The organism is Salinispora sp. H7-4, assembly GCF_013416675.1.
Lineage (GTDB): Bacteria > Actinomycetota > Actinomycetes > Mycobacteriales > Micromonosporaceae > Micromonospora > Micromonospora vitiensis.
This window is the reverse complement of the sequence record NZ_JABZED010000006.1, coordinates 165,451-191,718: the sequence shown is the minus strand read 5'-3', so window position 1 is coordinate 191,718 and position 26,268 is coordinate 165,451. Positions and strand designations below refer to the sequence as shown.

Here is a 26,268-nt window from a genome sequence, read left to right as displayed (position 1 = left end):
ATCCGGTCACAGGCGGTAGACGACCACGTCGCCGATCTCCTCCCGGGTGATGCCGAGCGTGTCGACCGGCGCGTCGATGGTGAACTCCCAGGGCGTGCCGGCCACCTGATCCCGAGGGATCAGGACGTTGCGAACGCCCAGGGTGCGCAGGTAGTCGACGCTGGCCTGGTCGGGGAACGTGATCGTCGCCTGACGCACCTCCTCGACCAGGGTCGGGGAGAAGCCACTCCCCCCGTTGACGAGGTCCTGGAAGTGGGTGGTTGACCAGAGCATGATCGGCTGGTCCCGATTCTGGTCACTCGGCAGCACCAACAGCGGGCCGTCCACCGTGCGCATCGCCGCGGGCTGCGCCGGGACGACCGGGTGCGGGGTACGGTTCAGCCCCTCGACGGTCACCAACAGCAGCGGCAGCAGCGTGGCCAACCGCAGCCACGGGCTCGGCCAGGACGGGATCCGCGCGGCGGAGATCTTCCGGACCCGGCCGGCGAAGGCGCTCACCGCGCCGGCCGCGAGGAGCCCGAGCAGCAGGGTCGTCCAGAGCATCAGCCGACCCGGCGTACGGAGGCCGTTCCACCCGGGTAGGTGCTCGAAGAGCGGCACGTAGGTGTACTGCCCGTCGAACAGTTCGGTGCCCATCGCCAGCACCATGCTGACCACGACCCCCGCCAGCAGCAGGAGCCGGTGCCGAACCCGCCACACCGAGAAGAAGAGGCCACCCAGGGCGAGCGCGTAGAGCACGTACCCGGGCAGCAGGGTCATCTCCGGTTGCCAGGGCAGCGTCGACCGGGCCCCCTCGTGCAGGTCACCCCAGATTCGTGACTCGGCAGGCGCGGTGAGGAAGCCCGTCGCGGGCGGGGAGAACCAGGCGAGGTCGGCGACGGTCCGCTCCGCCTGCGGATGCAGCTCGACGACGGTGAAGTAGGGGAGGGCGAGCAACGCGCCAACCGCAGCGAAGATCAGCCCGCCGACCACGTTGGCGGCGAACAGCCGTCGACCGAAGGGGCGTCGCACCGGGCGGACGACCCAGCGGCGCAGGAACCAGGTCACCGCGGCGACCAGCCCGGTACCGGCGAGGACGTACGCGAACGGCAGCCCGATGCCGAAGCCGAGGCTGAGCTGCCAGGCGGCGACCAGCCAGCCGGCGTACACCCAGCCGACCCGTCGCTTCTCCGGTCGGTAGCCGTGCCGCAGCGACCAGCCGTGCCCCCGGGCGAGCATCGCCAGCGCCAGCGGGATACCACCGTTGGAGATGACGTTCAGGTGCCCGGCGTGGGCCAGCAACCACGGCGCGTACGTGTAGGTCACTCCGGCGACCGCGGCGCCGATCCGGCCGGACCCCAACTGCCGGGCCAGCACGTACGCCCCGAACGTGGCGAGGGCGTGGGCCAGCACGAACATGATGTTGTATCGGAGCAGGGCGGCTTCGGGGCCGGTGCCGATCATTCCGGCCGGGGCGTACCCCAGCAGGGTGTCGGAGAAGACGAAGCTCCACCGTTCCGGGAAGAACGCGTTGGAGTGCAACAGCCGGCCCGGGTCGGTCAACAGCGCGTGCCCGGACCAGGCCATCTGCCATGCCTGCAGGCTCGGATCCCAGTAGTCCTGGGGCACGGTGTAGCGCGGGTAGCGCAGCGTCGGCCAGGTCATGGCGACGGCCAGGGCCAGCGAGCCGAGCGCGGCGAGCATCCACTCGTGGGTCAGGAACCGGCCAACGGCGCGGGTTGCCCGGCCGATGCGGGTCGGTACCGGTGTCGGAGCGGGGCCGAAGGAAGCGAACGGGTCCCGTTTCTCCTGGTCGTCCTTATCGCCCTTGGCATCCTTTTCTGTGGTGCTCTCGGCGGTGCCGTCGGCAGGAGTCGCGGTGCCGTCCGAAGAGGAGGTGTCGCTGCGCCCGGCGGCGTTGCCGCCAGCAGTGGTGTCCGCGGTGGTGCTCTTGGTGGCGGTGGCGGTGGCGGTGGCGGTGGCGGCGGTCGTGGAGCCGTCCTTGGGTGATCCGGCGTTACCCGGGCCGGTTTCGAGCTTGTCCATGATGGTCTTGGGCTTTCGATCACCGGCGGTGCTGGCCGCCTTGGGATTCGGTGGCGGTGTGCCGCCGGAGCGTCCGATGGTCATCCGGTTGGCCCCGGCACGCCGAGCTGCTCCCGGAGGAAGGTGATGTCGGCTGCTTGGCCGTCCGCCCCGCCGGGTGTTTCGACCACCACCGGGGCGCCCGCCGCCCGGATCACCGCCACCACCTGCTCCGGGTCGATCGTGCCGCCGGTCAGGTTGTCGTGTCGGTCCTGGCCCGAGTTGAAGGCGCCCTTGGAGTTGTTGGCGTGGATCAGGTCGATCCGCCCGGTGATCGCCTTGATCCGGTCGACCAGCCCGAGCAACTCCTCACCGCCCGCGTACGCGTGGCAGGTGTCCAGGCAGAAGCCCACCTCGTGATCGCCGATCGTGTCCCAGAGCCGGGCGAGCGCGTCCAGCCGGCGGGCGCAGGCGTTTGTCCCGCCGGCGGTGTTCTCGATCAGCACCGGCACGCCGAAGCCGCCGGATTCCGCCGCGTACGCGAAGGCCTTGCGCCAGTTGTCGAAGCCGGTGGCGAGGTCGTCGCCGGCGTTGACGTGGCCCCCGTGCACGATCAGGCCACGGGCTCCGACAGCGGCGGCGGCTCGGGCGTGCGCGAGCAGGAGTTTCCGGCTGGGGATCCGGATGCGGTTGTTCAACGTGGCCAAATTGATCACATACGGTGCGTGCACGTAGAGGTCCACCTCGGCGCTGCGCAGCCGGTCGGCGTCCGCCCGCGGCTTCGGCGCTTTCCAACCCTGCGGGTCGGAGAGGAAGAACTGCGCGGTGTCGGCGGCTCTTGCGGTCGCCTCCGCCAGTGGGTCGGACGAATCGACGTGGGCTCCGATACGCATGCTGGGGAGCCTACGTCGAGTTCACCGACCGACGGTGACCGCAGTGCGGCGAGGCGCGCAAGCGGCGTGGTCAGAGGTGCGTCACCGCAGTGATCAGCGGTCGTTGAACGAGGTGGGATGGACGGTTCTGTAGCCTTGGACTAGTAGATTGTCTGAGATTTACCGAATTCTCCGACAAGTCCTGCACATTAGGGCTATGGTCGGGAAACAACATGATGAAGCCCCGCGGGGTGTCGCCGGTCCAACCTCATCGGTGTGGTCGTTCCTCCCCAGGTCCCACCCAAGGAATGCGGACACGACACCCCGCGGTCTCTGGTTCACGGGGGGCTCGCCTCGACATCGACGTCCTGGCCGGGCCCCCCGTGAACCATGTTCCGGGGGCACTTCCACCACCCCGGGCATGATCGTTCGGGCCGGGTATCCTGGTCTGGTTGTCCACGTCCGGCCGGGTCCCCCCGGTTCCGGGTGGGCCACGACGCACGACCTCCTGCCACGGAAGGACCGTGGCCGTCCTAGCCCATAGGAGGTGAGCACGTCTTGCGTCATTACGAGATCATGGTGATCCTCGACTCCAGCCTTGAGGAGCGCACCGTCGCTCCGTCGCTCGACACGTACCTGAACGTGATTCGGACCGCGGGTGGCTCGGTCGAGAAGACCGATGTGTGGGGCCGCCGGCGCCTCGCGTACGAGATCAACAAGAAGACCGAGGGGATCTACGCCGTCATCGACCTGCAGGCGACGCCAGCAGCGGTGGCCGAGCTGGACCGTCAGCTGCGGCTCAACGAGTCGGTGCTGCGTACCAAGGTTATTCGGCCGGAAGTGCGCTGAGGCGCACCCCGACCCCCAACCCCGACACCCCCGGATCAGCCTCGTCGGCATTGTCGGACGGCTCTGTCAGCCTGTACGGCGAGACGATGAGTGCGCGAGGAGATGGTCATGGCAGGAGAAACCATCATCACGGTCATCGGCAATCTGACCGATGACCCCGAGTTGCGATTCACCCCCTCCGGTGCGGCGGTCGCCAAGTTCCGGGTCGCCTCGACGCCCCGGTTCTTCGACAAGTCGTCCAGCGAGTGGAAGGACGGCGAGCCGTTGTTCCTCTCGTGCACCGTGTGGCGGCAGGCCGCCGAGCACGTCGCGGAGTCGCTGCAGCGCGGCACCCGCGTGATCGTGTCCGGTCGGCTGCGGCAGCGGTCGTACGAGACCCGCGAGGGTGAGAAGCGCACGGTCATCGAGCTGGAGGTCGACGAGATCGGCCCGTCGCTGCGCTACGCCACGGCGAAGGTGCAGAAGATGTCCCGCTCGGGCGGTGGTGGTTTTGGCGGCGGTGGTGGCCAGGGCGGCGGAGGCAACTTCGACGACCCGTGGGCCTCGGCCGCTCCTGCTTCCGCGCCCTCGCGCGGCGGGTCCGGTGGTGGCAACTTCGATGAGGAGCCTCCGTTCTGATGGCGCCGAGCGCCCGCAATCGCAAACCAGGAGCAAGGTCAATGGCCAAGGCTGCGGCACTTCGCAAGCCGAAGAAGAAAGTGAACCCGCTTGATAAGGACGGGATCACCTATATCGATTACAAGGACACTGCGCTGCTGCGCAAGTTCATCTCCGACCGGGGCAAGATCCGTGCCCGGCGAGTGACTGGCGTGACCTCGCAGCAGCAGCGGCAGATCGCCCGTGCGGTCAAGAACGCCCGCGAGATGGCGCTCTTGCCGTACACGGCGACGGCTCGCTGAGAGGAGGCGCCGACATGAAGATCATCCTGACTCAGGAGGTATCCGGCCTCGGTGCCCCAGGGGACATCGTGGAGGTCAAGAACGGCTACGGCCGTAACTACCTGCTGCCGCAGGGCTTCGCGATCGCCTGGACCAAGGGCGCGGAGAAGCAGGTCACGCTGATCAAGCGGGCCCGGTCGGCCCGCGAGATTCGTGACCTCGGCCACGCCAACGAGGTCAAGGGCCAGCTCGAAGGGCTGAAGGTAGCCCTGAAGGCCCGCGCCGGCGAGGGCGGTCGGCTCTTCGGTTCGGTCACCGCGGCCGAGATCGTCGCGGCCGTCAAGGCCGCTGGCGGCCCGACGCTGGACCGTCGCCGGCTTGAGCTGCCCGCGCACATCAAGTCGCTCGGCTCCTACCCGGTGCGGATCAAGCTGCACCCCGAGGTGACCGCCGCGTTCGACCTGAGCGTCGTTCAGGGCTGACACCCAACCGCACCACCGATCGGGCCCGCGCCGCACTCGGCGCGGGCCCGATCTGTATCCCGCCCCGGCTCGATCTGTATCCCGTCCCGGCCCGATCGGATGCCGGTGTTCAGCCCGGCGGCTGACTAATTTTCTTTCTATCCACAGGGTGTGGATGGTGTTTTTCCAGCTCAGAGCGGTGTTGAGGGATACTCTTCCACAGTTATCCACAGGCTGTGCACAAGCTGCACACATGCCTGCCCCCTGCTATCCACAGGTTGTCCCGAGACTCGTCCACCGCTGCTGTTGAGGCGTCCTCCTCGTCTTCCGTATGGTTGCCAACCGACCCGCCGCACGATGGCCCCCGATCGCCCAGCGGGTCGATAAGGCCGTGACTCCGTGGTGGAGCCAGGTCGATGAGCTGACGGTGTGAAGGGGGAGCCGTGTCGGTCGCCGACGAGATGCCAGCCGAACCGCGTGCTGGCGGGCCGACCTCGGTGCCGGTGCAGCGGGACGGCCAGTTCGAGAAGACCCCACCGCAGGACATCGCCGCCGAGCAGTGTGTGCTGGGCGGGATGCTCCTCTCCAAGGACGCGATCGCCGACGTGGTCGAGATTCTCAAGAGCAACGACTTCTACCGACCCGTCCACGCCACCGTCTTCGACACGATTCTCGAGATCTACGGCCGGGGCGAGCCCGCTGATTCGATCACGGTCGCGGCGGCCCTGGCCGACTCCGGCGACCTGGTCCGGATCGGGGGCGCACCGTACCTGCACACCCTGATCGCCAGCGTGCCCACCGCGGCCAACGCCGCCTACTACGCCCGGATCGTCAGCGAGCGGGCCGTGCTCCGGCGGCTGGTCGAGGCCGGCACCCGGATCGTGCAGCTCGGCTTCGGCACCGCCGCCAGCGGCAGCCGGGACGTGGATGACGTCGTTGACCTCGCCCAGCAGGCCGTCTACGACGTCACCGAGCGGCGGGTCAGCGAGGACTTCGCCATCCTCGCCGACATGCTCCAGCCCACGCTCGACGAGATCGAGGCGGTTGGCGCCCAGCACGGCATGATGACCGGCGTTCCCACCGGCTTCACCGACCTCGACCGCCTCCTCAACGGTCTGCAGGCGGGCCAGCTCATCATCGTCGCCGGGCGGCCCGGCCTGGGGAAGTCCACGGCGAGCATGGACTTCGCGCGGAACGCCGCGATTCGCGCCAACCAGGCTGCGGCGATCTTCTCGCTGGAGATGAGCAAGGTCGAGATCGTCATGCGACTTCTCTCGGCCGAGGCCCGGGTGCCCCTGCACGTGCTGCGCAGCGGTCAGCTCTCCGACGACGACTGGACAAAGCTGGCCCGCTGCATGGGCGAGATCAGTGAGGCGCCGCTGTTCGTGGACGACACGCCGAGCATGAACCTGATGGAGATCCGGGCCAAGGCGCGACGTCTCAAACAGCGACACGATCTGAAGCTCATCGTCGTCGACTACCTCCAGCTGATGACCTCGCCGAAGCGTACGGAGAGCCGGCAGCAGGAGGTCGCCGACCTGTCCCGTGGCCTCAAGCTCCTCGCGAAGGAGGTCGAGTGCCCGGTCATCGCGGTCAGCCAGCTGAACCGTGGCCCCGAACAGCGGACCGACAAACGGCCCCAGCTCTCTGACCTGCGGGAGTCCGGCTCCATCGAGCAGGACGCCGACGTCGTCATCCTGCTGCACCGCGACGACTACTACGACAAGGAGTCACCGCGGGCCGGGGAGGCGGACTTCGTCGTGGCCAAGCACCGGAACGGGCCGACCGACACGGTGACGGTGGCAGCGCAGCTCCACCTGTCGCGCTTCGTGGACATGGCGATCGTGTGAGTGGACCCTGGCGATGCGCCCAGCCGGCGGACCGCCAGCGTCCCTAATGGCCGCTCAGCACCCCGCAAGAACGGGCAGCGCCCCGAAGGACCCCGGCCCGCGCTGCCGCGGTGGGGTCCCTCGGAAGACGCCGTACCGGCGTTCAGCCGAGCAGGTCGCCCAGGAAGCCCTTGTGCCGCTTCCGGCGGTAGTGCCCGTGGTAACCGTAGTGCTGACCGTGGCCGCCGTAGGCCGGGGCCGGAGCCGGGGGGTAGCCGTGCGCCGGTGGCGGCGGGGGCGGCACGGTGCCGTAGCCGGGCTGCTGCTGCGGCGGCGGGGGCGGCGGGTACCCGCCGGGCTGGCTGGGCTGGGCGGGCGCCGGAGCGGCCTGCTGCCGGTTCCAGTTAGCCTCCGCCTCGAACAGCTTCTCCAACTCGCCGCGGTCGAGGAAGATCCCCCGGCACTCGCTGCACTGATCGATGACGACGCCACTGCGCTCGTACTGGCGCATCTCGCCGTGACACTTGGGACAGGTGAGGCTCATCATCCGACCGTACCTGGTTGACCTAGGCGGTCGCGGTCAACGTGGCGGTGACTTCGTCGTCGGAGACCTCGTGGAAATCGTCGTAGTAGGCGCTGACCGCGGTGAACCCGGCCGGGTGCTGCGGACAGACAACCTCGTCGGCCTCGGCGGAGAGCAACTCGTACGCCTCCTGTGAGCCGACCGGGGCAGCCGCCACCACCCGTCGGGCACCGAGGTGGCGGGCGACCTGGACCGCGGCGCGGGCGGTGGCGCCGGTGGCGAGGCCGTCGTCCACGATCAGGGCGGTGCGGTCGGTGAGGTCCAGCGGCGGACGGTCGGCCCGGTAGAGCCGCTCCCGGCGATCCAGCTCGGCCCGCTCCTGGCGGTCGACCTCGGCGATCTCCGCCGGGCTGAGTCGGCTGGCGATCCGCTCGTTGAGCACCTGGGCCCCGCCGGGACCGATCGCGCCGAACGCGACCTCGGGCGCACCGGGAAGGCCGAGCTTGCGGACGGTGATCACATCGAGTGGGGCCTCGAGTCGACGGGCGATCACCTCGGCCACCGGCACTCCGCCGCGAACCAGGGCAAGCACGATGACATCGGGTTCGCCCACGAGCGCGGTGAGCCGATCGGCGAGCGCCCGACCCGCGTGGCCGCGGTCACGAAAGGTGGTCACCTCTCAGGTGTACGCCGGGTTGGCCGGTTCCGGGGCGGGTTGCTGGATTCCGACCGGCGAGTGCGGGGGTCCAGATCAGGAAGGCCAGCGGGTAGAGCAGGTAGCCGAACCGGCTGGCGGGCATGAGCAGGAGCGCGACGAGGAGGCCGTACCCGCAGATGAGCGACGCGGCGGCGGCCGTACGCGGCGGGCAGCGGGTGAGCCGCAGGGCGAAGGCCAGCCCGACGGCGAGCAGCAGCCCGCCGGTGAGTAGCCGCCCGGCGGGCAGCGTGATGGAGATCAGATGGCCCGGGAGCGGGGACTGGGCCGGGCTGGTGACCAGGCCCTGGCCGAGCGGGAAGCGGAGCACGTTCTCGACCAACGCGTCGGGGTCGATCAGCAGGACGGGCAGCAGGGCGATGACCGGCAGCCCCAGGGCACCGGCGAGGACCCGCCGGCCGGACCGGCGGGTGGCACCCCAGACGGCCAAGACCACCGCGACCGGCCAGGCGAAGAGCTTCAGGGCGGCGGCCAACCCCACGGCCGCTCCGGCCCGGCCCGGTTTACCCGCGGCGGCGAGGGTGAGTGCGAGCAGGCAGAGCGCGAGAACGGGCAGGTCGTCGCCGCCGGTGGCGAGGGTGAGCGCGCTGAACGGCAGGATCGCGGCGGCCTGTACGCCACGCAGGATGCCGTCGCCGGGCCGGTGCGCCTCGGGGGCGCCGGACCGCCAGAGCGTGCGCCCGGCGAGGGCGAGGATGGCGACGGTGGCGAGCGCGAACCACACCCGGGCGTCGGTCAACGCGGTGTCGACGATGGCGCGGGGCACCCCGAAGAGGGCCATTGCCGGTTGGTACGGGGTGTAGCCGAACAGCTGCTCGCCGGTGGGGAGCGCGGCGATCGCCTCGCGGCTGAGGTAGGGGGTACCGGTCTCGATCAGCCGCCGCCCGGAGTCCTCGATGACGATGACCTCCTCCTGCGCCCGGTCGGGACGCCCGAAGGCCCGTTCGGTGCTCTGCCAGAGCACCGGCAGCAGCACGGTGGTGGTGGCGGCGAGCCCGGCGACCGCCCAGCGGGTGGCGAGCCCGGTCAGCGGGGAGCCGGGGCGGCGCCGCCAGATCAGCAACTGGGCGGTGGCGGCGACGGCGGCGACGAGGTAGCCGGCGGTGGCGACGCTGCCCCACGCGCGGTGCGGGGCGAGGGTGGAGGTCAGGGTGGTGACTGCGGCGAATCCGGCCGAGGCGGCGTAGAGGGCCAGGTCGACGGCGAGGCCACCGGCGGCGTTGTCGACGGCGGGCCACCCGCGGCGTACGCCCGGAACGGCGCTGGTCACGCGGTCAGTTTTGCAGATCGGCGGCGCCGGGTCAGGCGGGCTGGGAACGACCGCGGGCGGTAGCCGGAAAACCCCACCGCGTGGTTGTGCGCTGGCGGCCGTTCCACCGGCGGCCGGGCCTGGCACCGCAGTGGCTAGACTCGCCGTCGTGACGGATTCCGCGCAGCTCACCCACGTTGACGCGGCCGGCGCCGCCCGCATGGTTGACGTCTCCGCCAAGGCGGTGACCGGGCGGCTGGCCGTCGCCGCCGGTCGGCTCCGGACCACTCGCGAGGTCGTCGACCTCCTGCGCCGCGATGGGCTACCCAAGGGGGATGCGCTCGCCGTCGGCCGGCTCGCCGGGATCATGGGTGCGAAGCGGACCCCGGACCTGATTCCGCTCTGCCACCCGATCGCCCTGCACGGGGTCGCCGTTGACCTGACCCTCACCGACGACACCGTCGAGATCACCGCGACCGCCCGGACGGCCGACCGCACCGGCGTCGAGATGGAGGCGCTCACCGCCGTCGCGGTCGCCGGCCTGGCCCTCATCGACATGGTCAAGGCGGTCGACCCGGCGGCCACGGTGGACGCGGTCCGGGTCCTGTGCAAGGAGGGCGGGGCGACCGGTGAGTGGGTCCGCCCCGAGGACCGCCCGTGATCCGGGCGCGGGTGGTCGTCGCCTCCAACCGAGCCTCCGCCGGTGTCTACCCGGACACCAGCGGCCCGCTGCTCGCCGCCGGCCTGCGGGAGCTGGGCTGCGCGGTGGACGAGCCGGTCATCGTGGTCCCGGACGGTGACCCGGTCGGCGTGGCGCTGAGGGCCGCCGCCGCCGAGGGGGTGGATGTCGTGCTGACCAGTGGCGGCACCGGCATCAACCCGACGGACCGCACCCCGGAGGTGACCCGGGCGCTGCTCGACCACGAGATCCCGGGCATCGCGGAGGCCATCCGTGCGTACAGCCGGGACCGCGTGCCCACCGCGGTGCTGTCCCGGGGAGTCGTCGGTGTGCTGGGGCGGACGCTGGTGGTGAACCTCCCCGGCTCGACCGGGGGCGCCCGCGACGGGCTGGCCGTGCTCGGACCGATCCTCGCCCACGCTGTTGACCAGCTCCGTGGCGGGGACCACTGATCGGTTCGCGAACCAACGGGCACGTGGCTGCCCCGATACTCTCGTCGGGTGAGCATGGAAGCCGCAGCCGCCGACCCCGTCGCTCCGCCGCCCCCACCCGCGGGCTGGGAGGAGGCGCGTTCCCAGGTGTACGCGGTCGGTCGAGCTGCCGCGCTGCCGGTGGTGAGTCGGCCGCTCGTTGACCTCGACGGGCATACCCTGGCCGAGCCGTTGGCCACCCGGACCCCGCTACCGGCGTTCCGCACGACCAGCGTGGACGGCTGGGCGGTGCGGGGTGTCGGCCCGTGGCGGATCGTGGGTCGGGTCCTGGCCGGCGGGGTCCCGGCGCCGCTGACCGAGGACGGCACCACCGTCGAGATCGCCACCGGTGCGATGGTTCCCGACGGCGCCGCCGCCGTGCTGCGGGTGGAGGAGTCGAGCCGTACTCTGGACGGGTTGGTGGCCGGCACCCCGCGTCCGTCGCCCGAGTGGCGGCTGCCGGGTGAGGAGGCCGCCGCCGGTGAGCAGCTGTGCCCGGCCGGGACGCCCGTGGACCCGGCGGTGATCGGGTTGGCGGCCTCCTGCGGACACGACACCCTGCGCGTACGGCGGCAGCCACGCGCGGCGTTGCTGGTCTTCGGGGATGAACTGTTGACGGCCGGGCCGCCCGGGGCGGGGCGGGTCCGGGACGCACTCGGTCCCGCCGTGCCGGCGTGGCTGCGCCGGTACGGGTGTGCGGTGCGCCCCGCCGACGTGGTCGGGCCGGTGGCGGACACCCTCCCGGCGCACGTGGCGGCGCTGCGCGATGCGCTCACCCACGCCGACCTGGTCTGCACGACCGGCGGCACCATGCACGGCCCGGTGGACCACCTGCATCCCGCACTCGAGGCGTTGGGGGCGGAGTACGTGGTCAACACCGTCGCCGTCCGGCCCGGCTTCCCGATGCTGCTGGCCCGGGTGGTCGGCACCGACGGCCGGGTACGCTTCGTCGCCGGGCTGCCCGGTAACCCGCAGTCCGCGATTATCGCCCTGGCGTCGCTGGTCGCACCGTTGCTGGCCGGCCTCGCCGGTCGGCCGATGCCGGAGTTGCCGCAGGCGGTGCTCGCCGAGCCGATCCCCGGGCGGGGCACCTTCACCCACCTTGCGTTGGTCCGGCTGGATCGAGTCACCGGCACCGCCCATCCGCTCCGGCACGTCGGCTCGGCGATGCTGCGCGGCCTGGCCGGAGCCGACGGGTTCGCGGTGATCCGCCCCGGCGCGTCCGGCGAGCCGGGCGACCGGGTGCCGGTCGTGCCGCTGCCGTTGCTGCCCGGGGAGCGTGGGTCGTGACCGCCCCGACCGTGGCGTTCGGCGAGGTTACCGAGCGTCCGCTGGATCTCGCCGCACACGAGGGCGCGGTGGCGGATCGGGCCGCTGGCGCGGTGGTGTCGTTCCAGGGCGTCGTCCGGGACCATGACCACGGCCGAGCGGTGGTCGCGTTGACCTACGAGGGGCACCCGAGCGCCGAGCGGGTGCTGCGCGAGGTCGCTGCCGAGATCGCCGCCGACCCCGAGGTGTACGCGGTGGCCGTCTCGCACCGGGTCGGGCCGTTGGAGATCGGCGACGCGGCGCTGGTGGCGGCGGTCAGCACCGCACACCGAGCCGCCGCGTTCGCCGCCTGTGCCCGATTGGTTGACGAGGTGAAGGCGCGGCTGCCGATCTGGAAGCGGCAGGTGTTCGCGGACGGCACCGAGGAGTGGGTGAACTGCCCCTGACGCCGTCCGCGCGGGACCGCGGGGCGGTCGGCCTGGCTTCGGTTCACCGGGCTCGACCGCGGACCAGCGGTCAGCGGCGGCTGGCCAGCGGGACGACCGACCGGCCCGGACGCTCGCCGTAGAAGGCCGGCTCGGCCCCGGGGCGCCAGGGCAGCGCGGCGACCAGCACGATCAGCGCCAGGGCCAGCGAATTCTCCATCAGGGCACCGAAGAGACCGTCCTGATAGTGCGACACCTCGGGCAGTTGGTGCTCGTACGGCCAGATCGGCGAGACGAGGAAGAGGAGATAGAGGACAACGGCGGCGGCTGCGTGCCGGAGCCCGGTCAGCGTCGGGTACCAGATCGGGGGGCTTAGACCGTTTACTCCGGGTAGGCCCTCCACGCCGGCCCGGGCGGCGAGCGCCCGGCTGGCGTCCCGGCGGCGGACGGCGGCGTCAGCGAGCACGATGATCGCGGGGATCACCCAGACGAGGTGGTGGGTCCAGGAGATCGGGCTGATCACACTGGTGGTGAGCCCGATCAGGGTGAATGCCGTCAGCTCGTCGCCATCTGCCCGGGCGTTGGCGGCCCGGGACAGACCGAGCGCGAGCAGCAGGATCGCGAATGTGAACCAGAGCAGCCCCGGGGTCTCGATCGAGTCGTGGAGGCGGGCGAGCAGGCCGGCGAGCGACTGGTTGGGGGTCATGTCGGCGGCACCGACCCGCTCGGTCTGCCAGAGCACCCCACCGAAGTAGGCCCGGGACTCGGGGCCGACGATGGCGAACGACCCGATCGTCACGGTCAGTACCGTGCCCACGGCGGTGGTCGCCACCCGCCACTGGCGTGTGATCATGAGGTAGGCGATGAAGAGCGCGGGGGTCAGCTTCACCGCGGTGGCGAGGCCGATCCCGACGCCCGCCCAGGCGCCGCTGTAGACGAAGCGCAGCAGCGGCCCGTCGGTGGGCGCGACGTGGGTGCCTCGACGGGATCGCCAGCGCAGACCGACCAGGTCGGCCATGATCAGCGCGAACAGCAGCAGATTGACCTGCCCGTAACCGAGGGTCTCCCGGGACGGCTCAAGAGCGGTGGCGAGTACCGTCGCGAGCGCCACCGCGTACCACAGGGGATAGTTGAGCCGGTCGGCGATCGGGCGGAGGAGCGCGGTGAGGACCACGGCCAGCGCGGCGACGCTCGCCACCGCGTTTACCAGCCCGGCCAGCCCGACCGGAAGGTGCGCCATCGGGAGCATGGCGAGCCCGGCGAAGGGCGGGTAGGTGAACCCGAGGGTCGTGTCGGGCGCGATGAACTCGTACAGCTCGTGGCCGTTCGCCCACCACACCGTCGCACCGTGGTAGATCTTCATGTCGAAGAAGTTGTACGGTCGCCCGAATGCGCCGACGGCGAGCCAGGCGGCGTACGCGACGACGGCCACGATGCCGATCCGGATGGCGGTCCTACGATCGAGCCCCCGCAGGACGCGGCGAACCGGGGTGAGGCGGCGTACCCGCCGACGGAGAGTCGTCGGCATTGAGTGGCCACCCCCGTACCAATATCGTCCTAGCCGTCCCGGTCCGGTACGGAGCCTAGAACGGTCCCTCACGTTTTGCCTCCTGCGTGCTATGACCGTGTCCGATCCCACACTGGTTTTTGACATTTCCACCGGGGTTTACACCGGGCGGTCGGTACGCCGGACTCGCTGTTTTGCTCCGACGGAGTGCGACGGGAGGAGAATCGACGCAGGTCAACCAGGGAAGCGTCGAGCCGTCGCTGCCGATCGTACGGCGGTCCGAGCCTGTCGGCGGGCGGTACGAGCAGCTCGCGTCGCCCAACGCTGGGAGTGGCCGAGCCGCTGACCGGCCCGCCAGCGTAGCCCCGGTTTCCCGGCGGTGTCCGCGGCGGCCAGCAAGAGTCCACCGACTAGGCCAAGGTTTTTCAGGAAATGGAGTTGGTTGTTGACCCGCTGTTCCGGATCGGCGTCAGTCCAGAACGGATGTCCGGCGATAGTACCCGGTATCTGAGTGCCGGCCAGAACCAAGGCGGCCGGTCGGGTGAGTCGTCCGGTGGCGAGCAGTAGACCGGCCCCGAACTGTACCGCTCCATTGGCGCGGATCAGGGTCTCGGTATCGGTGGGGACGCCGGGAACAGCTCGTCGCAACAGGGGCGCGACCCGGTTGGCCATCGGCGTGGCGGCGGGGGTGAGCCGACCCGGGGCGGCGAGGCTGCGGGCCCCCTCGACCACGAGGATGCCACTGAGCATTACTCGGGCGAGGGAGCGCACGGGTGTCATGGGTCAGTCATACCCTGTCGGATCCGCGGCCACCCCGGCAACCGACCGATCTGGATCGGTCGTCGCGGCCTGCCACGCCGAATCGCGGGACTGTCCCGGACGGGCCAGCGCGGGCGGGGTAACGTCCCCGGCGTGACCACCATGCGACTACGGCCCGAGGAACCGGCGGATACCGGTGCGGTGCGGCGGGTCCTCGCCGGCGCGTTCGCCCGTCCCGATGTGACCACCCCGCCGGAGGTCGGCCTCGTCGACGAGCTGCGGGGCAGCGCGGAGTGGCTGCCGGCGCTGGCCATGGTGGCCGAGTACGGGGGGGAGGTCGTCGGCTACGCGCTGCTCACCCGGGTGCGGGTTCGCTCCGACCGCGACGACGTGGCCGCGCTCGTCCTCGGGCCGGTGGCGGTCGCCCCGCACCGGCAGCGCATCGGGCTGGGGAGCGCGGTGGTGCAGGCGGTCCTGGACGCCGCCGCCGAGCTGGGTGAGCGCCTCGTGGTGGTGTTGGGTGATCCGGCCTTCTACCGGCGGTTCGGGTTCGGTCGGGCCGACCGGCTCGGCCTCACCAGCCCCTGGTCCGGGCTCGGCGAGCCCTGGCAGGCCCGGGTGTTGCCCTCGGTCGGCGGTGGGACCGGACCGCCCGCTCCCGGCGAGGTGATCTTTCCGCCGCCGTGGTCGAAGGTGTGAGTCGACCGGGCTACGCCGGCCGGCTCGACCCGGCTACGCCGGCTGGGTGCGGAGGTAGCGGCCGAAGTGGGGCACCGTGAACGCCACCGTGCCGCGTTCGCCGGAGTAGATGAGACCCTTTTTGATCAGCGCGTCCCGAGCCGGGGAGAGGCTTGCGGGCTTGCGCCCCAGCGCGCGGGCGATCTCGGCGGTCGGCACGGCGGCGTCCATGTCATCCGGGGCACCGACGTCCGTACCGTCAACCAGGGAGAGGGTCGCCATCGCCCGCATGTATTCGCGTTCGGCCGGAGTGGCTCGCTCGAACCGGGAGCCGAAGAAGCCCACCGCCAGCTCGGCCTCGGCGTCCGGCGCCGCCACCCGGACATCGGCGGCGGTGATCGGTGAGCGGGGAGCGTGGTCCCAGGTCGTCTTCCCGTACGCCTGGACGAAGTAGGGATAGCCGCCGGACTTCTCGTAGAGCAGGTCGAGCGCCTTCTGCTCGTACTCGATCTCCTCGCGCGCGGCGGGCGCACAGAGCGCCTGGTCGGCGGCGATCCGGTCCAGTCGATCGATGCGCTGGTAGCGAAAGAGCCGTTCGGAGTACGACTTCGCTGCGCTGAGCACCGCCGGAAGGTGCGGCAGGCCGGCACCGACGACGATCAGCGGCGCGCCGAGTTGGGACAGCTCATGGCAGGCGGCGCAGAGCGCGGAGACCTCCTCCGGGGCGAGGTCCTGCATCTCGTCGATGAAGACGGCGATGCCGGTGCCGACGTCGGCGGCCACCGCGGCGGCGTCGGTCAGCAGCTCCACCAGGTCGATCTCGATGTCGCCGGAGTCGGCCCGCCCACTCGCGGCGGGGACGTCGATGCCGGGTTGCCACCGGTCCCGTAGCCGGGGGGAGGTCCCGCCCCGACCGCTCGGGGCGGACCGTTGCGCGAAGGCCTTCAGGACACCGAGGAAGGCGTCGATCCGGTCTGGAGCGCGGTGCCGGGGGGCCAGCTCGCGCACGGCCATGTGGAGGGCGGCCGAGATCGGGCGGCGCAGCGACTGGTCTGGCCGGATTTCGATCTTGCCGCTGCCCCAGAGTCGGTTGATGGCCTGCGACCGGAGCGTGTTGAGCAGCACCGTCTTGCCCACGCCGCGTAGCCCGGTGAGCATCAGGCTGCGCTCGGGGCGGCCGCGCGCGATCCGCTCCAGCACGATGTCGAAGACGTCCAGCTCCCGCCCGCGCCCGGCCAGCTCGGGCGGGCGTTGCCCGGCGCCCGGAGCGTAGGGATTGCGGATCGGATCCACGCATCGGAGACTATCGGGCTGTCTAGCAGTGGGGCTAGATCTCGGTAGATGGAGCTACCGGCGTGTCGTGCATCCGGGTGTCGAGTCACATCTAGGGCTGTCTAGCCACCACGCTAGATAGCCCTAGGTGTGGAAATACGTGCGCGGTCCGGTGTCTCGTTGGTTGTCGTCCCCCGAGCGGCGGTGCTCAGCGTTGTTTCAGGCAGAGCACGAAGTCGAGAGCGTCCAGGTCGCTGTCGAAGAAGAACCAGTTGGTGTAGCCGCCGACAGAGGCGCATTTCGCCGCCGCGTCCTTCTCGCCCGTGGTCGGGCCGTCCACGCGGCGCAGCACCTCGTACGTCTGCGGGCCGCACTCGGTGATCAGCAGTTCGGGTGTGCCGTCGGCCGGCCCGTCGTTGCGGACGCACTGGCCGACCTCGACGAAGCGGGGGTTGGCTGAGGAGTTCGGAGCCGCCATACCGGGCCCCACCGATGTGGCGGGCTCGGCTGAGGAGACCGAGGCCGTGCCGGTGGGGCCGGACGCCGCCGGCGTCTCGTCGCCCCCGGCGCGGAACCAGAGGGCGCCCGCCCCGGCCCCGAGGGTCAGGAACACGACGATGCCGAGTACCGCAACCAGCGGTCCGCGGCGCCGAGCGGGAAGCGGCTCGGCACCGGGGCTGGCTGGTGGCTCGTAGTCCGGCATGCGCGTCCTCCTGCGGGAGTGTGAGCGGCTGGACACCCGGGGTATCGCCGCCTTCGCCACCGTAGTGGGTGGCGGCCGCGATTCAGACCAGGCGGAGCTGGCGGTCCTTGGGGCGGCGGGACTCCGGTTCCCCGAGGCGTTCGAAGAGCCCCGGATCTATCGCGGACAAGAATGGTGAGGGTCGACAGTCGTACTCGGTGCCGTGCCGGAATCGGCGGGCGGCGTGGCTGAGGTAGAGCCGATCCTGCGCCCGGGTCAGCCCCACGAAGAAGAGCCGGCGCTCCTCGGCGACCGCGTCGTCGTCCGGCTCGCTGCCGGGCCAGCGCAGCGGCAACAGCCCGTCCTCGGCGCCGACCAGGAAGACCACCGGGAACTCCAGCCCCTTGGCGGCATGCAGAGTGAGCAGGGTGACCGCCTGCGCGCGTGGATCGAGCGCGTCCACCTCCGCCCCCGTCGCCAGCTGGGACAGGAACAGGTCCAGGTCATCGCCGCAGCGCCGGGCCAGTGGGGTGAGCAGGTCGACCGCCACCCGTACGTCGGTCGGCCCGGCGGTGCCCGAGCCGTCGAGGGTGGGGGTGGCGAACCGTTGCGCGACCACCTGCCCGGCGAGCCGAACCCGGGCCGGCAGGCCGCCGTCAACACCGCCGGTGTGTCGCAGCTCCCGGGCGATCTCGGCGACGCCGGGGCGGTCCCGGAGCCGGTCATGAGAACGTTTCTGTACCGGGATGTTCGCCCGGGACAGCGCGTCCACGATCGGCGCGGCCTGCGCGTCGGTGCGGTAGAGCACCGCGATGTCGGAGAACGAGAGCGTGGTCGTGCCGCCGTCGATCCGCCCCGAATCCAGCGAGCGGTGCGACAGCCCGCCGACCAACTCGTCCACCGTACGGGCGACGAAGGTGGCCTCATCGGCGACGGAGGTGGCCGCGTACCGGCCGAGCAGCGGTGCCTCCGGGTCGAGCCGGGCCGGGTCCAGCCGGCGACCCCGGACCAGCGACGTGGGGGCGATCGCCTGTACCGCGGCGGCCAGGATCGGTGCCGACGAACGGTAGTTGCGGTTCAGCCGGACCAGCCGGGCATCGGTGAAGTCCTGCGAGAAGCGCAGGAAGTAGCGGACATCGGCTCCCCGGAAGGAGTAGATCGCCTGATCCGGGTCGCCGATCGCGCAGAGGTTCCCGTCGGCGGGGCTGAGCAACCGGAGGAGCTCGTACTGCACCTCGTCGACGTCCTGGTACTCGTCAACGAAGATCCACTGCCACCGTTCGCGACACGAGTCGGCCAACCGCCGATCGGCTCGCAGCAGGGTCAGCGGCAGGGTGAGCAGCTCGTCGAGGTCGACCAGGTCCTGCTTGCGGAGCAGCGCCAGGTAGGTGCCGTCGTCGTCGCCGGCCTCGGCCCGGGCGGCGGCACGGTCCGCGTCGTCGGCGATCCGGAAGTTCGCCGGCAGACCGGCGGCCGCATGGTTCTCCCGCAGAAGCTGCAGGCCGACGGAGTGGAACGTGCCGACGGTGACGTCCTCGGCGACCGGCCCGAGTAGCCCGTCGAGTCGGTGCCGCAACTCCTCGGCGGCCCGCCGGGTGAAGGTGATCGCCAGGCAGCGCTCCGGGAAGACGTTCAGCTCCGCGCAGAGGTACGCGATCCGGTGCGTCAGCGTACGGGTCTTGCCGGTGCCCGGACCGGCCACGATCAGCAGCGGCCCACCCGGCGCGGACGCGGCCACTCGCTGCATCGCGTCCAACCGGTCGAGCAGACCGGTGCCGACCTCCTCCATCCCGGACAGCATCGGCTCGAAGGGCTCGTGCGGCGAGGGGGGTGGCGCGATCGGCGGTGCGGGTGGGCTGACCCGCCTCGGCTCCGGCTTGGCCGCCGGACGACGGGCCTTCGGCTTCGGGGTCGGTTCCGCGGTACGGCGCGGCGCCGGCACGGCGGGTACGTCGAAGAGCGTCTCCTGCGCCGCCGCGCCCCCGCCGGGGCGGAGTTCGGTCGGGTCGAAGAGGGTGATGACGCCGTACTCGCCGTCGAAGCCCGACACCCGGCGGACCTCGCCCCGACGAAGCCGGCGGATGCCCTCGGCGAGGAGTTCGCCGCCGACCCGGTCGATCTCCGCGAGCGGCGTCCGGGTGAGGATCTCCAGCTCCGGGCCGAGCGCGGCGATCAGGTCGTTGAGCTTGCCCGCGACCTTCTTGGATCGCGCCCCCACCGTGTTGATCTCGCCGAGGAGTTCGGCCAGTGGCACCAGGTGGGTGACGTCCCGGGCGTGCGCCGGCCGGTGCCCCGCCGGGCGGTCGGCCAACTCCTCCACCCGGTTGAGGACTCCGACGGTCAGCGGCTTGCCGCACTCCGGGCAGCGGCCGCCGGCCGCCCGGGTCTGCTCCGGCGCCCAGTTGACCCCGCAGAGTCGGTGGCCGTCCGCGTGGTACTTCCCCTCTTCCGGGAAGAACTCGATCGTCCCGGCCAGGCCGTCGCCGGTCCGCAGCGCCTCCCGGATGGCGAAGTAGTCGCGGGCGGAGCTGAAGACCGTCGCCTCCCGGGCCAGCGCGGGCGGCGAGTGGGCATCGGAGTTCGACACCAGCTGATAGCGGTCGAGGCTGCCGACCCGCCAGTTCATCTCCGGGTCGGAGGAGAGGCCGGTCTCCACCGCGAAGATGTACTCGGCCAGGTCGGCGTAGCAGTCGGCGATCGCGTCGAAGCCGGACTTGGAGCCGAGGGCGGAGAACCACGGCGTCCAGATGTGCGCCGGTACGAGGTAGCCGTCCGGGCTCGCCGTAAGGGTGATCTCCAGCAGGTCGCGGGAGTCCAGGCCGAGGATCGGCCGTCCGTCCGAGCCGAGGTTGCCGATCCGCCCGAGCGCCGTGTTGAACCGGGCCACCGCCGCCAGGTCCGGTAGGTAGACCAGGTGGTGCACCTTGCGTGTCCGGTCGTCGCGTTTGTAGATCGTGGAGATCTCGACGCTGAGCATGAACCGTACCGGGGTGTGCTCCGCCGCGTCGGCGAGGCGTGGCGGTAGCTGGCGCGTGATCTCCCGCTCGGCCTCCGGAGCGAGTCGGTACAGACCCGGCTCCGCCGGCTGCAGGGTCTCCCGGAGGTGGTCATACCAGGCGGGGTGGGTGAAGTCGCCGGTGCCGAGGACGGCGACGCCCTTACGTCGAGCCCACCAGGCGAGGTTCGGCAGGGTGAGATCACGGCTGCACGCCCGCGAGTACTTCGAGTGGATGTGCAGGTCCGCGACGAAGGATGGGAGGCCACCGGGGGGTGCGGCGTTGATCGGAGGCACGAGGCATCTTGCCACAAAGCCCGCGTCCGACGCTCGCCGCCACGCGCTCACGTGAGCTGCACTATGCCGAAACCGAACGCAGCTCGACGAGGGTGACCTGTGGCTCGGCGCCGACCCGGACCGGGGGCCCCCAGAAGCCGGCTCCGTTGGTCACGTACACCTGGGTGCCGTTGACCTCGCCGAGGCCGGAGACCACCGGCTGCTCGAGCTGCACCAGATAGTTGAAGGGCCTCATCTGCCCACCGTGGGTGTGCCCGGAGAGCTGCAGGTCAACACCGTGTTTGGCGGCCTCGAAGGCCGCGACCGGCTGGTGGGCGAGGAGTACCACCGGTCGGTTCGGGTCCCGATCGCCGAGGGCGGCGGTGTAGTCCGGCGGGCCGGCCACCCCGGTGCCGGCGGCATCGGCGTCGTTGACCCCGGCCAGGTCGAGTGCCCCGCCCCGGACCTTGATCTCCACCCGGTGGTTCTGCAGGACCCGCAGGCCCAGGCGGTCCACCTCCTGCACCCACTCCTCCACGCCGGAGTAGTACTCGTGGTTGCCGGTGACGAAGTAGCTGCCGTGTCGGGACTGCAGGTCGCGTAGCGGCGCTGCCGCCTCGCCCAGCTCGGCGACGGAGCCGTCCACCAGATCGCCGACGATCGCGACGAGGTCGGCGTCCAGCCGGTTGATGGTGGCCACGATCCGTTCGGTGTGCGCCCGCCCGAGCAGCGGGCCGATGTGGATGTCGGAGACGGTGGCGATGCGGAGGCCATCCATGCTCCGGGGCAACCGGGCCAGGCGGACCTGTACCCGGTCCAGCTGAGGTGGCCCGAGGGCGGTGCGCATGCCGTAGCCGGTCAGGCCGGTGGCGGTGAGTCCGGCGAAGATCGCCGCCCCGCGCGCGAGGAGTAACCGGCGGGACGGATCGTGGCCCGGCTGCCCGCCGACGGGCGGGGCGGTGGCCGGCGGCTCGGCCGACCCGCCGGCCGCCACCAGGGCGGGCTCTGGTGCCGGTGCGGTGGGCGTGGCGGCGGCCCTCCGGCGGCGCAGCACCAGCCGGGCGACCGCCATCGGTAGCTCCAGGGCCACCAGCAGGACCAGCAGGTAGAACAGGACCGCGAGCCAGAGGTAGCCCGGCCAGGCGAGCCAGTGCACCCCGGCTCGGGTGCCGACCATCGTGGCTGGGGCGAGCACCGCGAGCACCAGCATGGTGACACCACCGACGCGTCGCGGGAGCCCCGGCCGGGTGGTGTCGCGTACCAGTCGCTTCCAGAGGTAGAGGTGGACCAGGCCGGTGAGGAGGGCCAGAGCGGCGACGAACCCCAGTACCGCGAACACGGTTGTGCCTCCCTCAGCCACCCGCGAAGGGTGGCAGAACGTCGATCGTGGCGCCCGCGGGCAGCGGTGCCCGTCGATCGTGCCAGTTCACCCCGTCAACCAGGAAACTGGCAACGCCCAGTACCGCGCCGAGCCGCTCGCCGTGCCGGTCGGCGATGGCGGTCAGGACCGCGTCCAGCGACCGGCCGGCGGGCAGGTGCTCCTCGGCGCGTCCGGCCGCCGCCCGGGCCCCGGCGAAGTAGCGGATCGTGAGGGTCGCGGTCATCCGGTCGGGTCGGGCGTCGGCCGCCGGCTCCCGTAGGTCGGACATGTCAGCCTCCTATCGCGGACATCGAGCGGTCGGGTTGCAGGAACCCCGGGTCGTCGATGCCGTGGCCAGCCCGTTTACCCCACATCGCGGCCTGCCAGCGGCGCGCGAGCTCGTCGTCGTCGGCCCCGGCGCGGAGCGCTCCGCGCAGGTCGGATTCGGTGGTGGCGAAGAGGCAGTCCCGGACCTGGCCGTCGGTGGTGAGCCGGGTACGGTCGCACTCTCCGCAGAAGGGGCGGGTGACGCTGGCGATCACGCCGACCCGCGCCGGGCCGCCGTTGACCAGCCAGGTCTCGGCTGGTGCCGCCCCCCGGTGGGCGGGGTCCGGTACCAGGGTGTGTTCGGCCCGGAGCAGGGTGAGGATCTCGTCGGCGGTGACCATGGTTGACCGGTCCCAGCCGTGCTGGGCATCCAGCGGCATCTGCTCGATGAAGCGCAGCTCGTAGTGATTGTCGAGGGCGAAGCGCAGCAGCGCGGGCGCCTCGTCCTCGTTGATGTCGCGGATCAGGACTGTATTGATCTTGACTGGGGTCAGCCCGGCCTGGGCCGCGCCGGTCAACCCGGCGAGCACGGCAGCCAGTCGGTCCCGTCGGGTCAGCCGGACAAACCGCTCCCGGTCGAGGGTGTCCAGCGAGACGTTCACCCGGTCCAGGCCGGCGGTGCGCAGGGCCGGCGCCAGCCGGTCCAGCCCGATGCCGTTGGTGGTCAGCGAGATGCGCGGCCGGGGGGCCAGCGCCGCGACCGCCGCGACGATGCCGACCAGGCCGGGTCGGATCAGCGGCTCACCACCGGTGAACCGCACCTCGGTCACCCCGAGCCGCTGCACCGCGATCCGGATCAGCCGGACCACCTCGTCGTCGTCGAGGAGCTGCGGCCCGGCGAGCCAGGGCAGCCCCTCGGCCGGCATGCAGTAGGTGCAACGCAGGTTGCACTTGTCGGTCAGGGAGACGCGCAGGCTTCGGGCGACGCGGCCATGCCGGTCAACGAGGACGCCAGCGGTCGGTCGGGCGGCGCTCACCTCACGACGGTAGCGCGCCGGAGCCGAGTAGGGCGCTCCGGGCGGTGTGACCTACCGCTTCGCGGTAGGACGCACCGAAGAGTGCGGTGTGCACCAGCAGCAGGTGAAGCTGGTGCAGTGGGATCCGCTCCGGCCAGCCATCGGCCAGCGGCCACGCCTCGTCGTAGGCGGCGCGGATCCGGTCCAGGTGCGGTGCGCCACCGAAGAGCGCGAGCTGCGCGAGGTCAGTCTCCCGGTGGCCACCGTGTGCTGCCGGATCGACCAGCCAGGCCCGGTCGTCGCGGCCCCAGAGCAGGTTGCCCGGCCAGAGGTCGCCGTGCAGCCGGGCCGGCGGTTCGTCGCCGCCGAGGATGGCGGCCCGGTCGGCGACCTGCTCGACCAGCTTCCGCTCCGCCGGGCCGAGCGCGCCGTTGTCGACCGACATCCGCAGGTACGGCAGGAGCCGGCGCTCGACGAACCACCGCGACCACGGGCCGTCGTCCCGGGTGTTGTCCGCCGGTAGCGTGCCGATGAAGCCTGGCCAGTCGGCGCCGAAGGCCGGGGCGTCGGCCCGGTGCAGGGCCGCCAGTTCCCGGCCGAACCGCTCGGCCGCCCCCGGGTCGGGCTCGCCGGGCTCGACCCATTCCAGCGCCAGCAGGTTGGGCAGTGCCACGACCACCTCCGGTACGGCGACCGCGTCCGCCTCCCGTAGCCAGCGCAGCCCGGCCGCCTCGCTGGCGAAGAAGTGCCCCGGCTGGTCCCCGGTGGCCGTCTCGGGCCAGGTCTTCGCGAAGATCGAATGCCCGTCGTCAAGGGTGAGCCGGGCGGCGGTGCAGCTACTGCCCCCGGCGACCGGCGTCTCCCGGATCCGCTGGTGGGTCCGGAAGGTCGGCAGGTGCTCCGGGTGGGCCCGCAGGTACGCCAGATCCATGGGTCGGACGGTAGTGGGTCGGGGCAGGCCGAGGGCGGCAGAGGCCGAGAAGTCGCCATGACCAGCGCAACTACCCAACGTAGCTGTGGACAGACCGCGTGTCGTCCACAGGGGCGGACGGCGGTCGGGGGCGGCGTGCAGGCTGCCGGAATGGCCCCGACTGACCTCCCCCGGTTCTCCGTACGCTCCGGCGCGGACCTGATCGCCGCCGTGCCCTACCTGCTCGGGTTTCATCCGGCGGACAGCGTGGTCGTGGTGGGGATGCGTGGTCCACGGGTCACCTTCGCCGCGCGGGCAGACCTTGCGGGCCTGGCCGGTTCCACCGCTGCGACCGGCTCCGTCGGCGCGGTGGGCGGTGCTGCCACTGCGGGCGGTGCTGCCACTCCGGGCGGGCCTGCCGCGGCGGCCCGACATCTGGCGGCAGTGGTCGCACAACAGCCCACCGACCGCGCGACGGTGCTCGGCTACGGGCCCGCGTCCAAGGTCACCCCCGCGGTTGACGCCGTCCGGCAGGCCCTGGCCGAGGTCGGGATCGCGGTGCTCGACGCGCTCCGAGTCACCGATGGCCGCTACTGGTCGTATCTCTGCCCGGAGCCGGAGTGTTGTCCGCCCGACGGGACCAGGTACGACTCGAGCACGAGTCAGGTGGCCGCCGCCGCGGTCCTCGCCGGTCAGGTCGCTCTGCCCGACCGGGCGGCGCTCGTCGCCCAGGTGGCGTCGGTCGAGGGCGACGAGCGAGCTCGGCTGCGGCGGGCCGCGCTGCGGGCGGGGCGGCGCTTCGCCGACCTGGTAGCCCGGGCACCCGGAGCCGACCGGTCCGGCGGGCGGTCGGCTGACCGGTCCGGCGGACGGTCGGTGCGGGCGGCGGGGAGCATCGCGATCCGGGCTGCTCAGCGTCGGCACCGACGGGGCGGACGACTCGACGACGACGAGGTGGCCTGGCTGAGCTGGCTGCTGACCGACCAGACGGTGCGAGACCTGGCCTGGGAGCGAACCGACGGGCGGGACGCCGACATCGCGTTCTGGGCCGACCTGCTCCGCCGCGCCGAGCCGGAGCTGATCGCCGCCCCGGGTTCGCTGCTGGCCTTCGCGGCCTGGCGGGCCGGGGAGGGGGCGCTGGCGGCGGTGGCGTTGGAACGGGTGCTCGCCCTGCACTCCGACTATTCGCTCGCACTGCTGGTGGACGACCTGCTTCGGCGTGGGGTGCCGCCGACCCGGCTGGCCGGGTGGCCAGCCATCGCGCTGCCCGGCGTGGTTCGTCCCCGCCCCCCGCGGGGCAGGCGGGGTGCCCGCTGACCGGCCCGTGGCAGGCTGCTGTTCGTGCAGGTGGGCGCGGGGCCAACCAGGCTCGGCCGGTACCGTAGCCGGGTGCGCAGGTACGCGGCGGTGGTGCTGGCCGGGGGTGCGGCCCGACGGATGGACGGCGTGGACAAGCCAGCCCGGCCGGTCGGTGGCCGCCCGATGCGGGACCGGGTGCTGGCCGCGGTCGCCGACGCCGCACCGCGAATCCTGGTGGGCCCAGCGGCCGGCGCGCCGGCCGACGTGGTGATTACCCGAGAGTCGCCACCGGGCGGGGGGCCGGTCGCCGCTGCCGCGGCCGGGCTGGCCCGGCTACCTGCCGATGTGGACCTCCTCGCCCTCCTCGCCGCCGACCTGCCGCTACTCACGGGGGATGCGGTCCGGGAACTGCTGGGCCAGCTCGACGGCGAGCGGGACGCGGGCCAACCGGCGGCCGGTCCCGGCGGGATTGACGGGGTGTGTTTCGCCGACGACGCCGGGCGGCGGCAGCCGCTCTGCGGGGTGTGGCGGGTCGCCCCGCTGCGGGCCGCGTTCACCCGGCTGGTCAGCCAGCGCCCCCTGGCCGGGGCGTCACTGCGGGCCCTGCTGCATGGGCTGGCCGTACGCGAGGTGCCGTGGCGTGGGGATGGGCCCCCGCCATGGTTCGACTGTGACACCGACGAGGATCTACGTCGGGCAGAGGAGTGGGTGCGATGACTTCGATGGACGACTGGGTGACGGCGGTCTGCGCCGAGCTCGGCCTCGACCCGGCTCGGGTGCCGGTGCCGGCGGTGCTTGACCTGACGCGGGACGTGGCACATCAGGTGTTGCGACCCGGCGCGCCGGTCGCCGCCTACCTGGTGGGGGTCGCGGTGGGCGGGGGCGCGGAGCCCGCCGCCGCCGCGGCCCGGATCCACCAGCTGGTCGCCAACTGGCCGGTCGAGCTGGGTTCCGAGGGCTCCGGCGACACGCTGGGCCGATGACGGTGGTGGGCCCGGAAACCCGAGGGGCCGGGGCCCACCAC

The 26,268-nt window shown here is 71.9% G+C and carries 27 protein-coding genes; 13 read left to right on the top strand and 14 right to left on the bottom strand.

The features are described from left to right. Window positions 1-6 precede the first annotated feature (6 nt). A complete protein-coding gene (locus tag H0524_RS07260; protein WP_180197949.1) occupies window positions 7-2,109 on the bottom strand; it encodes a hypothetical protein in 2,103 nt (700 codons plus the stop codon). Beyond that, entirely contained in the window at window positions 2,106-2,897 is a 792-nt protein-coding gene (locus tag H0524_RS07255; protein WP_180197948.1) for a deoxyribonuclease IV, read from the bottom strand. Before H0524_RS07255 ends, H0524_RS07260 begins: the two co-directional genes overlap by 4 nt. A gap of 537 nt (window positions 2,898-3,434) precedes the next feature. Here H0524_RS07255 and rpsF point away from each other — a divergent pair. The 5 genes from rpsF (at window position 3,435) to dnaB (ending at window position 6,914) form a co-directional block, all read left to right on the top strand. After that, window positions 3,435-3,725, top strand: a complete 291-nt coding sequence (gene rpsF / locus H0524_RS07250) for a 30S ribosomal protein S6 (protein WP_025618049.1) — start codon at window positions 3,435-3,437, stop codon at window positions 3,723-3,725. 90 nt (window positions 3,726-3,815) lie between these two features. Beyond that, on the top strand, window positions 3,816-4,343 hold the full coding sequence (locus H0524_RS07245) for a single-stranded DNA-binding protein (protein WP_018727668.1): 528 nt from the start codon (window positions 3,816-3,818) through the stop codon (window positions 4,341-4,343). Window positions 4,344-4,384: 41 nt separating this feature from the next. After that, window positions 4,385-4,624, top strand: coding sequence for a 30S ribosomal protein S18 (gene rpsR, locus H0524_RS07240; protein ID WP_007073789.1), 240 nt, complete (start codon window positions 4,385-4,387; stop codon window positions 4,622-4,624). A 14-nt stretch (window positions 4,625-4,638) separates the two neighbouring features. Next, window positions 4,639-5,085 (top strand): 50S ribosomal protein L9, encoded by a 447-nt coding sequence (gene rplI / locus H0524_RS07235; RefSeq protein ID WP_018217745.1) that lies wholly within the window; start codon window positions 4,639-4,641, stop codon window positions 5,083-5,085. A gap of 422 nt (window positions 5,086-5,507) precedes the next feature. Continuing rightward, window positions 5,508-6,914, top strand: a complete 1,407-nt coding sequence (gene dnaB / locus H0524_RS07230; protein WP_018727671.1) for a replicative DNA helicase — start codon at window positions 5,508-5,510, stop codon at window positions 6,912-6,914. Between the two features lie 142 nt (window positions 6,915-7,056). Here the strand turns inward: dnaB and H0524_RS07225 are convergent, their stop codons facing one another. From H0524_RS07225 to H0524_RS07215, 3 genes are read right to left on the bottom strand one after another with little or no spacing between them, the layout of a single operon-like run. Further along, the gene (locus H0524_RS07225) at window positions 7,057-7,440 is read right to left on the bottom strand and encodes a zf-TFIIB domain-containing protein (protein WP_180197947.1); all 384 of its coding nucleotides are present in this window, start codon (window positions 7,438-7,440) and stop codon (window positions 7,057-7,059) included. Between the two features lie 19 nt (window positions 7,441-7,459). Further along, a complete protein-coding gene (locus tag H0524_RS07220) occupies window positions 7,460-8,092 on the bottom strand; it encodes a phosphoribosyltransferase (RefSeq protein WP_180197946.1) in 633 nt (210 codons plus the stop codon). Beyond that, the gene (locus tag H0524_RS07215) at window positions 8,076-9,401 is read right to left on the bottom strand and encodes a glycosyltransferase 87 family protein (RefSeq protein WP_180197945.1); all 1,326 of its coding nucleotides are present in this window, start codon (window positions 9,399-9,401) and stop codon (window positions 8,076-8,078) included. Before H0524_RS07215 ends, H0524_RS07220 begins: the two co-directional genes overlap by 17 nt. A 148-nt stretch (window positions 9,402-9,549) precedes the next feature. Between H0524_RS07215 and moaC the strand changes: the two genes are divergently transcribed. The 4 genes from moaC to H0524_RS07195 are packed head-to-tail and all read left to right on the top strand — an operon-like array spanning window position 9,550 to window position 12,244. Continuing rightward, complete coding sequence (gene moaC, locus H0524_RS07210; protein WP_180197944.1) at window positions 9,550-10,041, top strand: cyclic pyranopterin monophosphate synthase MoaC; 492 nt, start codon at window positions 9,550-9,552, stop codon at window positions 10,039-10,041. After that, window positions 10,038-10,511, top strand: a complete 474-nt coding sequence (locus tag H0524_RS07205; RefSeq protein ID WP_180197943.1) for a molybdenum cofactor synthesis domain-containing protein — start codon at window positions 10,038-10,040, stop codon at window positions 10,509-10,511. The genes moaC and H0524_RS07205 overlap by 4 nt, the downstream gene beginning before the upstream one ends. 54 nt (window positions 10,512-10,565) lie before the next feature. After that, entirely contained in the window at window positions 10,566-11,819 is a 1,254-nt protein-coding gene (locus H0524_RS07200; protein WP_180198065.1) for a molybdopterin molybdotransferase MoeA, read from the top strand. Then, window positions 11,816-12,244 (top strand): molybdenum cofactor biosynthesis protein MoaE, encoded by a 429-nt coding sequence (locus H0524_RS07195; protein WP_018221933.1) that lies wholly within the window; start codon window positions 11,816-11,818, stop codon window positions 12,242-12,244. Before H0524_RS07200 ends, H0524_RS07195 begins: the two co-directional genes overlap by 4 nt. Before the next feature lie 70 nt (window positions 12,245-12,314). On the opposite strand, the gene H0524_RS07190 is transcribed toward H0524_RS07195, so the two are convergent. Together H0524_RS07190 and H0524_RS07185 are read right to left on the bottom strand one after the other, a co-directional pair. Next, window positions 12,315-13,751, bottom strand: a complete 1,437-nt coding sequence (locus tag H0524_RS07190) for a glycosyltransferase 87 family protein (protein WP_180197942.1) — start codon at window positions 13,749-13,751, stop codon at window positions 12,315-12,317. Between the two features lie 213 nt (window positions 13,752-13,964). Then, the gene (locus H0524_RS07185) at window positions 13,965-14,510 is read right to left on the bottom strand and encodes a DoxX family protein (RefSeq protein WP_180197941.1); all 546 of its coding nucleotides are present in this window, start codon (window positions 14,508-14,510) and stop codon (window positions 13,965-13,967) included. A gap of 141 nt (window positions 14,511-14,651) precedes the next feature. Between H0524_RS07185 and H0524_RS07180 the strand changes: the two genes are divergently transcribed. Next, on the top strand, window positions 14,652-15,188 hold the full coding sequence (locus H0524_RS07180) for a GNAT family N-acetyltransferase (protein WP_180198064.1): 537 nt from the start codon (window positions 14,652-14,654) through the stop codon (window positions 15,186-15,188). A 33-nt stretch (window positions 15,189-15,221) separates the two neighbouring features. On the opposite strand, the gene H0524_RS07175 is transcribed toward H0524_RS07180, so the two are convergent. The 7 genes from H0524_RS07175 to H0524_RS07145 all read right to left on the bottom strand — a co-directional run bounded on the left by H0524_RS07175 (window position 15,222) and on the right by H0524_RS07145 (window position 23,966). Next, window positions 15,222-16,460: an ATP-binding protein gene (locus H0524_RS07175; protein ID WP_018217731.1), complete on the bottom strand. Its 1,239-nt coding sequence runs from the start codon at window positions 16,458-16,460 to the stop codon at window positions 15,222-15,224. Between the two features lie 187 nt (window positions 16,461-16,647). Then, the gene (locus H0524_RS07170) at window positions 16,648-17,142 is read right to left on the bottom strand and encodes a hypothetical protein (protein ID WP_180197940.1); all 495 of its coding nucleotides are present in this window, start codon (window positions 17,140-17,142) and stop codon (window positions 16,648-16,650) included. Window positions 17,143-17,224: 82 nt separating this feature from the next. Beyond that, window positions 17,225-20,413 (bottom strand): UvrD-helicase domain-containing protein, encoded by a 3,189-nt coding sequence (locus H0524_RS07165; protein WP_180197939.1) that lies wholly within the window; start codon window positions 20,411-20,413, stop codon window positions 17,225-17,227. Window positions 20,414-20,474: 61 nt separating this feature from the next. After that, window positions 20,475-21,731, bottom strand: a complete 1,257-nt coding sequence (locus tag H0524_RS07160; RefSeq protein ID WP_180197938.1) for a metallophosphoesterase — start codon at window positions 21,729-21,731, stop codon at window positions 20,475-20,477. Window positions 21,732-21,744: 13 nt separating this feature from the next. Beyond that, window positions 21,745-22,041, bottom strand: a complete 297-nt coding sequence (locus H0524_RS07155) for a MoaD/ThiS family protein (protein ID WP_180197937.1) — start codon at window positions 22,039-22,041, stop codon at window positions 21,745-21,747. A 1-nt stretch (window position 22,042) separates the two neighbouring features. Next, window positions 22,043-23,056 carry a GTP 3',8-cyclase MoaA gene (gene moaA / locus H0524_RS07150; RefSeq protein WP_180197936.1) on the bottom strand — a complete coding sequence of 338 codons (1,014 nt, stop codon included), beginning with the start codon at window positions 23,054-23,056 and terminating at the stop codon, window positions 22,043-22,045. Between the two features lies 1 nt (window position 23,057). After that, window positions 23,058-23,966, bottom strand: a complete 909-nt coding sequence (locus tag H0524_RS07145) for a fructosamine kinase family protein (protein ID WP_180197935.1) — start codon at window positions 23,964-23,966, stop codon at window positions 23,058-23,060. A gap of 150 nt (window positions 23,967-24,116) precedes the next feature. Between H0524_RS07145 and H0524_RS07140 the strand changes: the two genes are divergently transcribed. The 3 genes from H0524_RS07140 (at window position 24,117) to H0524_RS07130 (ending at window position 26,227) form a co-directional block, all read left to right on the top strand. Beyond that, window positions 24,117-25,262 (top strand): DUF4192 domain-containing protein, encoded by a 1,146-nt coding sequence (locus H0524_RS07140; RefSeq protein WP_180197934.1) that lies wholly within the window; start codon window positions 24,117-24,119, stop codon window positions 25,260-25,262. A gap of 72 nt (window positions 25,263-25,334) precedes the next feature. Continuing rightward, on the top strand, window positions 25,335-25,961 hold the full coding sequence (locus tag H0524_RS07135) for a molybdenum cofactor guanylyltransferase (protein WP_180197933.1): 627 nt from the start codon (window positions 25,335-25,337) through the stop codon (window positions 25,959-25,961). After that, window positions 25,958-26,227 carry a DUF6457 domain-containing protein gene (locus H0524_RS07130; RefSeq protein WP_018217722.1) on the top strand — a complete coding sequence of 90 codons (270 nt, stop codon included), beginning with the start codon at window positions 25,958-25,960 and terminating at the stop codon, window positions 26,225-26,227. The genes H0524_RS07135 and H0524_RS07130 overlap by 4 nt, the downstream gene beginning before the upstream one ends. Window positions 26,228-26,268: the final 41 nt, after the last annotated feature.